This window comes from Halobellus salinus (genome assembly GCF_014646875.1).
Classification (GTDB): Archaea; Halobacteriota; Halobacteria; order Halobacteriales; family Haloferacaceae; genus Haloquadratum; species Haloquadratum salinum.
In genome coordinates this window covers 21,162-33,354 of sequence record NZ_BMOC01000006.1, presented here as the reverse complement: position 1 = coordinate 33,354, position 12,193 = coordinate 21,162, and the positions used below count along the sequence as shown (strand labels likewise).

Below are 12,193 nucleotides of genomic sequence, written 5' to 3'. Positions count from 1 at the left end.
CTCGATACTGAAACCGGAGAATACACGAAACTTGCAGCAGTCCTCGAGCTGGTTGGGGAACACGAAGGCGAAGAAGCGGAGTTCCAGTTAGTCGTTGCTGAGCGATTCTTCGAGAGCTCTTGAAACCCCGAGGAACGTGCACGCTTGGTCGTACTGGGACTCAAGAATCAGGGATATCAGCTCGTTATCGACGATTTCCGCTTCACCGATCTCGGTGAGCGACTATACGAACTGAGAGATGACGAAAATCAACTGTATCGTGAGTTTGCTCGGCATATTCTCCTCATACTGTCGGCTATAACTACGTGAAGATTTTCGACACCCCGGGGTGTCGAAATACGTCACGCGACTATAGCCGACAGTATCAATCTTCACGGACGCCAAGTCATCGACATAATTCGGGACCTCCAATCGTCTGGGCAAGATACAACGGCAGACGATAGAGGACGACCCCCAGACGGTCCTCGGCGTGGAGCTGCTCGGTGAGCGCACACAGCGACTGGGTCGCCGCGTCGAGCTTCGTCGCCGCATCGTCCTCAGCCTCGCACTTGCGCCCGTGTTCGTCGTAGTAGTACGCGTCGAAGGCGCTGTCCATCGACCCGGAGACGTCGAGGACGGCGACGAGATTCAGCCGGGGCCGCTCGAACTCGTCGACCGAGAGCGTCGAATCCAGCCCCACCGACAGGTAGCGTTCGGTCTCCCCACTGATCGGGTGGTCACTCACGGCAGCCGCGTAGCGCGGCGCGAACAGGGCGTCCGATTCGGTCCGCGTCCCCGTCTCGAAATGGTAGTCGTAGAACAGCCCCTCGTCGCTGATCGCCGCCGGCTGTGGCGTATACCCGTTCGCGACGTTTTCCCGAAAGTTGGCCAGGTCTTTCGCACCGCCCGCGGCGGGTCCGACCGTCTCCGGGCTCGCCATGTCAGCACTTGCTGGCGCCGGTGATGCGCTCTCCGTCACCTAATTTTCGAGCATCTGGTCGGTTTCGGCGGCCTCCCGAAGTTCGTACGCGTCGACGCGGCACCCGCAGGACGCACAGACGTAGTCTGGGGGGGAGACCGACCTGTCGTCGTCCATCGGCGTCCAGTCGTTGACCAGCGAGCGGTCATCCCGAACGCGACGGACGGTCGTTCTGACATCGATGATTCCGAACGGTTCGTCGAGAGAGAGCTGTGACGCGGCTTGCGTGACGGCTGCTCCAGCCGCATCGACGACCTGTCCCGGTCGAAGCTGCCCCCCGCAATCAGGGCACACAGCCCCGATGTCGTCTCCGGAGGTGAGAGGAACAGCGCCCAGCAGCCCCGAGATCCGGTGAGTTCCACCGGTTTTCAGCCCCAGGAGTGCCTCGCTGTCAGGCGTGGCGAGTACCGTGAACTGCCTCCCCGATTGATCGGTGACCAACAAGCGGTGGACGTGTTCTCCGTCGCAGTCGATGGCTCGCCGGGTGACGAGTTCGACCGCGATATCGTGACGCTTCCCGTCTTCTATGTCCGCGTACATTGTATCTATGGTGTCTGTGTGGCTTGCCATTCCCCGGACAGCCAACGGGTGGTTGACGACAGTGTGTGCGCTCGCCCCAGAAACGAAAGGGGAGTAATCATCATTACGATGCGTCTCTATCCACTTTCACACTCATCAGTGTGCGCTAAGATATGATAAATGCTTCGACAATGAGCAAGATAGAGCAGATATTAGAGAATAAAGACTCATCACAGTGTTTTTTGTGGTGTGTTTGGTAGAATACTATACGCTGGAGGACGGATTAGTAGTATGTAACCTTCGCTACACTGTCGGGTATTGAGCCGAAACAATCATTACGAAGAGGGCCGTGAGACAGTCAACAAACCTATGTCTATCGACGCTGGTGACGCCCTCGTCCGGGCGCTTCGCGATCATAATCCGTGGTGGGAACACGGGACAGAAGCATTCTCACTCCCGGCACGGCAAAAAAGCGATTTCTATCACCTCGCCCGTCCCGACGCGTCCGGCAGCCAGTTCGAGGACCAACCGCTTCTCGGCCTGGTTGGGCGGCGGGGCGTCGGGAAAACCACGCTCCTTCACCAGTTCATTCACCATCGCATCGAGACTGGCGACAACCCGGAACGGTTCCTGTACCTACCCTTCGACGCCGACCCGCTCTATCAACTCCAATCGGACGAACAGCTGCGACGCGCAGTTCGGTACTACGAGAGCAGGGTTCTCGGCCGCATAGAGGCGGACCACCCACATTTCATCCTGCTTGACGACGTCCACCAGATTGAGCACTCGAACAAGCCGACAATCGACGGATGGGGCTCCCCCGCCGTGGAACTGCTCGAGGACGTTCCGGGACGACACGTCGCCGTGACCGCCAGCGCCGGCATCCAGGCCGAACGAGAGCTCGAAAGCGTCGCGGTGTCGGCCGAAGATTACGATGTCCAACCTATTCTCCCCGAAAAGTTTCGGGACTACCTCTTCACGTTGTATCCGGATCTCGAACAAGAAGACACTCGCGTAAGCCCCACCTCACTCCGGACCGGAGAAAACAGCCTGCCAGCAGCTCTCCGGAGCGGCGAGATTGCGCCACTCGTCGCGGAGCTCCGGCAGAAGTACGAGAACGTCGCAGATGCCGAACGGCGCATCAGCTCACAGGTCGTCGATTACCTCGCAATGGGCGGGATCATCAGCTACGATCGTGACGGGGCGGCCGAGTCGGCGGCGGATCTGACGCCCGATGACTACGCGCGGTTGCGCGGTGACGTTCGCAACGCCCTGTACCAGGAGGTCCCCGGCTTCGAGTCGATTCAGACGATCGCAGATCTCGAACGCATCTGTGCACTCGCCGCCCGAAACCGGGGCGCTGAGCCGTTCCGGTATCAGGACCTCGTCGAACTGTTCGACGTCGACCGGCGGACCATCGCTGATAGCTACCTACCGGCACTAGCCGAATTATATGTTCTCACGGGGACCACGGAGTACGACAACAGCCGGCCGCGGTCCGTCCAGTTGTATCTCCGCGATACGGGGCTTGTCACTGCGCTTGCCGACGGCGACGCCACACCGCTGCAGAATGACTTCGCCCGCGAGGCCGAGTTAGCGCGCATCGCTGCGTTTGACCATACGATGCGGTTCGTGTACGGTATACGTGCCGAACAAGGAACCGACGAAGCCCCGACGGTTCAGTTCTGGCGCGGGCGGAACGGAACAGTCGATTTCGTCTTCGAGATCGCTGATACCCCGGTCCCCGTCGGCGTAGCCTACCGGTCACAGGATCGTGAAGAAGCTTCAGCCGCGATCGCGGAGTTCCAAGAGACATACGAGGCTCCGCTCGGGTTCGTGCTTGTCGGGGATACCGCCCGCGGCACAAACCCCATCCAACGACACGGAGCCAACATCATCCAACTGCCCTACTGGCTATACCTCCTGTTGTGTTGATCCGGCGTCCGGTCGCCACCACAGCTCACCGACCGGGCGGCGGTACGATTGTCCACCGGCTGTGCGCAGTCGGTCACCCCCCGTTTAGCCAGTTTCACGCTGCGCATCGAAGATTCATATGTGCGCGGATCCACGTGCGTGTAGGGATGAAACACGGGGCAGACTCCGCCCGGCGTACCGACTGCGCCGCTCCACCTCAGCGTTGTACCGACGGTGGGAGAACGAACCCGGACCGTCCGGCGTTGCCACCCCCGGATGAGACTCCAACGCGAATTCTTGCGGTTTCAGGGGCCGCAGTGAACGGGTTCCACCGCGGAACCATCTCAGCGATGGTTGCTAGCTTGAGTCCTGATGTGGTCGTTGCGACGGAGCCACAAGCCGGCGTCGTCGGGCCGTCGCTCAGACGGGAGTTTGATGTCGACATTCTCGAACCCGGCACCGGGATGCGGCCGGACGTGTCGGTCGGAAACGACAGTGGATGTGCGGTACTAACGCTGCCAATGGGCGAAGAGCCGCTCGCCCCGGAGCAGATTCGGACGCAGGTGGAGCGGGCGTCCGGTGGCGGCGGTTCGGGCACCCCGGTAGCGGCCGCGCAGATCTGTGTGATTAACCAGACGGTCTCGTTGTCTGTCAATCCGTATGCTCGGTCGGCAACGCTTGCTGACGTGAGCAGCTACCGCAGCCGAATTCCAGACCGGTGGTGGACGGCGAGTACAATCCACCTTTCGACGGCGTTACGCGCCGGGTTCACGACGACACGGGTTCAGACGGACGATGGTGACGCACAGTTCGTCGGTATCGGAACATCCAACGCCGACCTCGGTGTCGGGACGACAGCCGAGACGGCACACGCAACCCTTGTTGCGGTCTATTCAAACGGCGCGATCGATGTCTCCGAGATTGATCCACGGCAGTTCGGCTTACGGGGTGTTCCAGAGATCGGCCCAGCGCGGTTTGAGACGTTACGTAACGCCGGTATCACGACCGTTGGTGAACTCGCTGACACGCCGCTCCGGGAACTCACCGACCTGTCGGGGCTGGGTCGAACCTCCGCGAACACCGTCCGGACAGCCGCCGAGGCACGGGCAACGGACAGTGTCCTCCCGACGGGTGATGACTCGTTGCCCAACCAAGACCCGGTGTTTATCGACATCGAGACGGACGGGTTGCATCCATCGACCGCGTGGCTGATTGGCGTTCTCGACGGCGGCCCGGAGGATGGTCACTACATGAGCTTCCGCGAACGGGCCGTCGGTGATGGGTCACACCTGAGGGCGTTTCTGACGTGGCTCACCGGCGCCGCAACGGGCCGGCCGGTCGTCGCGTGGAACGGGTACAGATTCGACTTTCCGGTCATCACCGACCAACTCCGGCAACACCACCCTGAGTTAGTCGAGAGGTGGACTGACCGCTACCAGTTCGACGCGTTGTGGTGGGCGACAACAAAGAACGGCGGCAACGCAGCACTGCCAGGCCGAACGAACAAGCTCGAACACGTCGCTGAGGCACTCGGCTGGGAGCCGTCGACGAACGGGATCGACGGCGCCACGGTTGCCGCGCTATACACGGCGTACCGAAGCCAGGTTGCCGGAGCGACGGGCGCCGGAACGACTGCTGAACCGGACTGGGATCGGCTGGAACGGTACTGCGAAGACGACGTGCGAGCGCTTGCGACGATCTACGAGCACCTCGACACAGCCGCGCGACAGGACGCAGAACTGAAGACACCGACCGGTGAGAACAGCTCACAAGGCTCGCTTGCTGACTTTTCGTGAGTATGACTGATACCGATACACCTCGATCCAAACACGTGACCGCACCCAACACGTCGCTGCTGCCCGACGGGGGGACTGCTCATCACCGAGGCATCCTCTCGGAGTCACACCTCAAAGAGTCGTTCCCGGAGTGGCGTGAACAGATCCGCCACAGTGAACGACTCAACGCCCAGTCGGCCGAGACTGTCGCTCCCGGGAGCGTTCTTCGGGATCCAATCGCGTCGCGGCTCGGCCACGATCTGTACTCGCATCAGGCCGAAGCGCTGGATCTGCTTGCCGCCGACGAGAACGTGGTCATTACGACATCGACCTCGTCGGGGAAGACGCTCATCTACCAGCTACAGATCGCACGGAATCACCTCGCGAGCGAGGCTGCGACCGCACTCTGTCTGTTCCCGACGAAAGCGCTCACAAACGATCAAGAACAGTCGGTAAACGACCGGCTGCGCGGTGAGTTGGGTCTCGACACCCACGTTGGGACCTACGATGGCGACACCAAAGACGAGCGCAAGCAGACTGTCCGTGAGAACGCGAACGTGATCCTCACGAACCCGGCCGGGCTGAACGTCTATCTGCCACGCCATAGCAACGATCGCGGATGGCACCGCTTCTACAGTAATCTCGAACTCGTGGTGATCGACGAAGCCCACGAATACGGCGGGGTTATGGGGACGCACGTGGCGTGGATCCTGCGCCGGCTCCGTCGCGTGCTCGCGCACTATGATTCGGATCCACAGTTCGTGATCACGACTGCGACGATCGGGAATCCGGCGACGCACGCCGCCACATTGACTGGGGCTGAATTCAGCGTCATCAGCGAGGATGGGTCGCCGCGCGGGACTCGCGATATCGTGTTGTGGGAGCCGCCGCTCAACCGGGAGGCGCTCGAAGGGTGCGACGACGGCAGCGGCGATCTCGTAGAGGGATTCGAACAGGCGCGTCGATCCAGTGCGCGTGAGGCGTCGTCTGTGACGGCGCACTTGGCGGTCAACGGGATCCAGACCCTACAGTTCACCACCGCCCGACAGGGAACGGAGATCGGCGCAAAACAGACGATCGAAGCCGTCACCGACCATCCACGTCATCGACACATCGACGTTGAGCCGTATCACGCAGGCCTTGGCAAGCGGAAGCGCCGAGCCGTCGAAAACCAGCTGAAAGGTGGTGATCTTGACGCGGTCATTTCGACGAACGCGCTGGAGTTGGGGATCGACATCGGGTCGGTGGACGCCACGGTGACGGACTCGTATCCGGGGACCAAACAGTCCTTCTGGCAACAGATCGGACGTGCGGGTCGTGGGACGAGCGACGCCCTCTCGGTGCTTGTCGGTGGCAAAGACGCGATGGATGCCTACATCCTCGACAATCCGGGCTACCTGTTCGATGCCGATACCGTAGAGGATGCGGTGGTGTCGATCGATAACGATCGCGTCTTCGCGGATCACCTGCTCGCGGCGGCCGCAGAGCGTCCGCTGACGGCTGCGGATGCGCCGTATCTCGGCGGTGACGACCGGTTCCGGGAGATGACTGCGATGTGGCAAGACGCCGGGCTCCTCGAGCAGGCGGGGGGTCTCGACGCCGGTGGTGTTACTTACACCGGCGCTCGGCGTCCCCAGAGTCGGATCTCGCTGTACGGAACAACGGGCACCGACTACGAGGTGATCTGTACCAACGGCGAAATCGAACACGACCCGGTCGCGACAGAACGAGCCTACCGCGACTACCACGAGGGGGCGCTGTTCCTTCACGCGGGCCAGCAGTACGAAGTAACCGAGGTGGACCACAGCCGGCCGCACCCACGAATTCAGGTCACAGAAGTGGCGACCACTCGCTACACGCAGACGCTGTCGACCAAGCAGGTTCACAACCTCGAGGTCACGGATCACACGCCGCTGGCGGGTGGGTATGACAGCTACTTCGGGACCGGGACAGTCCGGATCACCTATGAGAGCTACATGGTTCGTGACTACCGAACCGGCGAACTCATCGATGGGCCGCTCCCAACCGAGACACCACCGCTTGATTTACACACCGAGCTCCTGTGGGTCTCGCTGCCGGAGGACCACCTGCGAACGACGATTAACGCTCTCGGTGTGCCGCTGTTGGAACCAACGGAGCGGGCAGGCGATGATCCGCGAGTGCCGATGGAACAAGCGCGGTACACGTACGCCGGCGGGCTCCACGCCGCTGAACACGGCATCATCCAACTCGCGCCGTTGGAGCTAATGATTGATAATCACGATATCGGCGGGCTCTCGACGCCGTCGCACCCACACGAGACGATTCCAGGGCCGACGTGGTTTGTTTACGATGGCATCGACGGTGGGATCGGGTTCTCGAAGGCGATATACGACCACCTCGAGACGCTAGCCGCCAGGACGCGTGACCACATAGCGGACTGTGAGTGCGGCCGTCGTCGAGGCTGTCCGCTCTGTGTGATGAGCGAAGACTGCGGAAACAACAACGATCCGCTCGATACTGCGACCGGGACGATGATTCTCGATGACCTGGTGGCAGCCTTCGACACACGGTGATAGTGGCCGCCTGTCGGCTGAGAGAGTACTGTGTAGTGAGGAGCGAAATCGGAGAGAACCGGAGGGCGACGCGTGTGGAAGCCCCCGCGGCCTCAACTCGATGGACTCGCTCTCTCGAACGACGCGGCGCGTCGCTCACAGGCTCGCTCCTGCGGTGTCTGCTCACGACGGCGCAACCGCCGCGAACGCCTCACTGCTTGCCAGCCGTCTGCACCAGAACGCGTATAGTGGTTCACAGAAGATTTAGGTGTACTCTGAGTTGGTAGGGCAATGACGGGACGAGAGAAAGAGATCGTCCGTCACCTCAGTGAGGACGATCTCGACCGCTTGCTCACAGAGACTGATAGCGAGAAGGTGAGCAAGCGGCTCACCTTCGTCAAACGGCTGTACAAGGGCGCATCACTCGAAGATGCAGCCGACGATGTCGGGATGTCCCAATCAACCGGGAGTCGGTGGGCTAGGCTTTGGAATAAGGGTGGTCTCGGACTCCTGACACCGAGCTTCGGGGGCGGCCGGCCCCCGAAGCTCGACGAGGGACAACGAGAGCGGCTCCTTGACCTGCTCGAAGACGGCGAACCCTGGAAGAAACAGGAGATTCAGCACCTCATCAATGAAGAGTTCGATGTCGAGTTCCATCCGAACTATCTGCCGCGACTCCTCGATGATCTCGGCCTCTCGTACGCGATTCCGCGTACCGAGAGGCCAGACCGACCAGAGAATGCTGACGAAATCCTCGACGAACGCGTTGCCGACGCGTTCGCCGAGGATGAGACAGACGAGCCACACAACAAACAGCCTGAGGATGATAAAGACGGAGACTGGACGGTTGATGACGATATCCGGACCGATGGCGGGACAACGGTCGGCTTTTTCGATATCTCGCACCCGCAACCGTGGGACAATTCCCAGCGGCTCTACACAGTGAACGAACCGACGATCACCCGGCCGCTGGTGAAAATCGATACACCAGCGGCCGGGTTCTATGCGCTCAACGGCGAAAGTGTCCTCCAGTTCCCACCCACACAAGAGAAGGAGCAGATCTGCGCGTGTCTCGAAGCGATCCGCGAGCAGAATCCGGGCGAACGGATTCTGCTCGTCTTGGATAACTTCTCGTCACATATCTGTGCGCATACGCGCAAACGCGCCCACGAACTCGGGATCGACCTCATCTTCCTTCCAGTGGGATCGCCACATCTCAATCCAATCGAGTTGGTCTGGAAGAGCCTCAAATGGGAATCCTCGCCCTTGATCGTGGAGGGCGCGGCTGAATACCGCGCCCTCCTCGATGAGATCTTCACAAAGTTGACCGACCAGTTGAGTTTCGCAGGCTCCTGGATCGAAAATCACCTCGACGGATTCATTCAGAAGTTGCGTTAGTCACTATGCCAGCCAGCGGCCTCGGGCCAGCGACTCGTCAGCAACAGCACTCCACGGGGGCCATCTGAACGAGCCGCTCTTGTCACAGTTTCCGCTTCTCCGAGACTGATGCTTCAGTTCAGTAACCTGCCGCTCCGAGTTCGAACGACTCACACCGACTCAGCTCGGCTTCCGATTCCTCGGTTGGGAAGTACCGAGTGTCAGTACAACAACGTGAACACGGACTACTGGACCACGGGAGGTTCAATCAGAAAACCCCGAGCCTTAGCGCGGAGAGAACATCACACACTCAACACAGCAGTACCCTGCCAAAGGGCCTGTCTTCTACTCACTGAGATACCACCGGAGTGCGAACAATGCGAGTAAAAGGATCGATGCGACTCCCACCGCAAGGAGACCGGACCCACCGAATGTCGGCCCTCCATCCGTGGTCGGGGTTGGAGTCGATGTCGGGGTCGGGGTCGGCGTTGGCGTCGGGGTCGGGGTTGGGGTTGGGGTCGGGGTCGGCGTTGGCGTCGGGGTCGGGGTCGGGGTCGGGGTCGGGGTCGGGGTCGGCGTCGGCGTCGGCGTCGGGGTTGCTGAAGAAGTAGCGTCCACGCTCCCACCTCCGTCGCTGCCACCACCATTGCCCCCACCCCCTTGTGATGTGTCGGTCTCGACGACTACGAACAGCGAGAAACCAGGAGTCTGAGCCTCGAGTGTGACGTCGGTGCTGTCCGACTCGACGACCGTTGTCGGTAGCGTTTCGTACCCCGTACCGTTGTACCGTGTGACGACGAGGCCCTCCGGATCACCGATGCTCGACTTTGCGACGGTGAACTGCAGCGAAGCGCTCGTGTCGGCGAGTGATGAACCCGGATTGATGTTGAGCGCTGAGATGACCGTGTCATCATCGTCCACAACGTTGACCTCACTCGCCAATGCGGAAAAATTTCGTTCTTGCGTGTCGGGCAGGCTTGACACCGCTGAGACGGTCACGTCGGTATCGGCGGTGGTGTCTCCGAGATCAATAGACGCCTCAGAAACCACTGTCGATCCTGTTGAGACGGTCGCCGTGCTGCCGTCAAGCGTCGCTCTGGACAGTGTGCGGCTCCGAGACATCGGCAGTTTGCCGTCCGGATCGGTGTTGTCATCCACTTTGGTCACGTTGGCTTCGTACGTTTTCATCGACCCCGACGCGACATCGGCTTCGACTGACGCATTGTACGTGAACGTCCCGTCGGCGTTTTTCGTCTCGGTGAACTCGCCGACACTCAGGTCGCTTCCACTGCTGTTCGTCGCATTGCCGAGCGCCACCGAAAGCGTGGACCCGGAGACGTTGCCGGTGGTCGTGACACTCAGGTTCAGCGACCGCCCGCTCGGATTGTCGAGTGAGATGTCCACCACCGTCGCCGGCGTTGTTGTCGTGACATCGTTGTTCGACACAAGCGTCTGCAACCGAGTGGTCACCGGTGCAACGTCCCCGGCGGCGATATCGGAACGGTCACGAGTGGCGTCGATTCGCGCGTTGGGCGGCGTCGATGTGGAGAGACTGTTGCCCGAGACGGCGCCGACCCGATCAAGGTCGAGGGCGACCTGCGATGCCGTGACGTCGTTATCGCGGAAGGTCAGCCCGTCGGCGTCTGTAAAGTTGAATCCAGGCTGGTCGTCGTTGTATCGTGATACCGACGCGTTGATTGTGTTGTTGGCGACCACGTGTGACCCGCCGAGTTCCTCGTACCCACCGACGAACACGCCGGCTGGTGTCCCGCCGGTGATCCGGTCGACCGTGTTATTTTGAATGGTGAAGTTCCGCGGCCCGATTCGCTCGTCGGTGCCGTCGTTATCCGGATCAACACCTGATTTGGGTGGGTTCTCCGTTAGCGTGATACCGAGAACGGTACTCGTCTGTCCCGGTGCCGAAACGTTGGTGACGGTGTTGTTCTCGATTGTCAGGCCGTCGAACTCCCCGCTGGCCGAGATTCCCTTTGTTCGACTGTCCGTAGCGCCGGAGATGTTGGTGATACTGTTGTTGCTGACTGTGGTGTTGCTTCCGGCCTCGCTTGTCCCATCGCTGCTATTGAACGCGGCGTCGCCGATGAAACTGGAGAAACTCAGTCCTACGGCGTTCTGGGACGAGTCACCGGACGTGTTGACGTTTTCGACGGTGTTGTTTTCGACAACGACGCTGTCGTACTGTGCGCGAACGTATAGCCCACTGACGGTACCGGCCAGTGGGTCGTGGCTGCTCAGGTTGGTGGCAACATCCCTGATTACGTTTTCCCGTAGTTCGAACCCATCGACATCGCTATCGGAGCCACCTGTCCCGGCGTAGACGCCGTAATGCCCATCCGGATTTCGAATAGTGAACCCTTCTACTGTCGTCTGCTTTGTCGGTCCCTTCCCATGAACGTGAATTGCGGCGTGGGGCTGACTCCCACTGTTCGTGCCGTTACCAACGATTACCGGATTGTTCACCCCGATGAGTGTGATATTCGATGTCTTGATTGTGACTGACTCGTTGTACGTCCCGTTTCTCACCCGTATCGTGTCGCCGCTCGTCGCCGCATCGACCGCCGCCTGAACCGTGTCGAACTCGCCTTCACTTGAGTCGTTGTCGACAATCAACCGGCCGTCGGAGGCGTCGTTGAGAGCCGTTGTCTCGGTGCTGTCCGGCGTCACCGTGTCGCCGACACCAAGCGTCGTGTTCTGCTGGACTGCGACGATGTCGGTAGCACTGTCATTGACCCCGTTCGGAACCGACAGCCCGGAGAACGGCGCCGTGACGGACGAGCCGGTCCCAAACTCGCTCGCCGAAACGGTCAGTGTCGGCTCCCCGCTGTCGACTGTGTCATTCTGATCAAGGTCGAGAAACAACTGGACATCGGTGTTATTCGTGTCAGCGGTAATCTGACCGTTGACTGTACCCCCCTCGACGGCCGAGGTGTCGTCGGTCACCCCTGCGGTTAGGTCGATGTTGGTTGTCGTCGCGCCTACATTCAATCCGGCTGTGGCAGCGACGACCACGAACAGTGCAGCGAGTCCAATCTTTAGTGCGACAACCAGGTTCACACTCGAAGATGCTGTCAATTGATTAACTTTTATTCTCCTACATA

Annotated in this window: 7 protein-coding genes; 4 read left to right on the top strand and 3 right to left on the bottom strand. The window is 60.6% G+C overall.

The window, feature by feature from the left end:
- Positions 1–385: 385 nt before the first annotated feature.
- Both IEX72_RS06300 and IEX72_RS06295 read right to left on the bottom strand, forming a co-directional pair.
- Positions 386–919, bottom strand: coding sequence for a vWA domain-containing protein (locus tag IEX72_RS06300; RefSeq protein WP_188786535.1), 534 nt, complete (start codon positions 917–919; stop codon positions 386–388).
- Between the two features lie 39 nt (positions 920–958).
- The gene (locus IEX72_RS06295; protein WP_188786534.1) at positions 959–1,528 is read right to left on the bottom strand and encodes a hypothetical protein; all 570 of its coding nucleotides are present in this window, start codon (positions 1,526–1,528) and stop codon (positions 959–961) included.
- A 318-nt stretch (positions 1,529–1,846) separates the two neighbouring features.
- Here IEX72_RS06295 and IEX72_RS06290 point away from each other — a divergent pair, with 318 nt between their 5' ends.
- The 4 genes from IEX72_RS06290 (at position 1,847) to IEX72_RS06275 (ending at position 9,098) form a co-directional block, all read left to right on the top strand.
- Positions 1,847–3,412: an AAA family ATPase gene (locus IEX72_RS06290; RefSeq protein ID WP_188786533.1), complete on the top strand. Its 1,566-nt coding sequence runs from the start codon at positions 1,847–1,849 to the stop codon at positions 3,410–3,412.
- Between the two features lie 329 nt (positions 3,413–3,741).
- The gene (locus IEX72_RS06285; RefSeq protein WP_188786532.1) at positions 3,742–5,187 is read left to right on the top strand and encodes a ribonuclease H-like domain-containing protein; all 1,446 of its coding nucleotides are present in this window, start codon (positions 3,742–3,744) and stop codon (positions 5,185–5,187) included.
- A 2-nt stretch (positions 5,188–5,189) separates the two neighbouring features.
- On the top strand, positions 5,190–7,721 hold the full coding sequence (locus tag IEX72_RS06280; protein ID WP_188786531.1) for a DEAD/DEAH box helicase: 2,532 nt from the start codon (positions 5,190–5,192) through the stop codon (positions 7,719–7,721).
- A gap of 270 nt (positions 7,722–7,991) precedes the next feature.
- Positions 7,992–9,098 carry an IS630 family transposase gene (locus IEX72_RS06275; protein WP_188786530.1) on the top strand — a complete coding sequence of 369 codons (1,107 nt, stop codon included), beginning with the start codon at positions 7,992–7,994 and terminating at the stop codon, positions 9,096–9,098.
- Between the two features lie 324 nt (positions 9,099–9,422).
- Here IEX72_RS06275 and IEX72_RS06270 read toward each other — a convergent pair whose 3' ends face one another.
- Entirely contained in the window at positions 9,423–12,149 is a 2,727-nt protein-coding gene (locus IEX72_RS06270; protein ID WP_188786529.1) for a PGF-pre-PGF domain-containing protein, read from the bottom strand.
- Between the last annotated feature and the right edge of the window lie 44 nt (positions 12,150–12,193).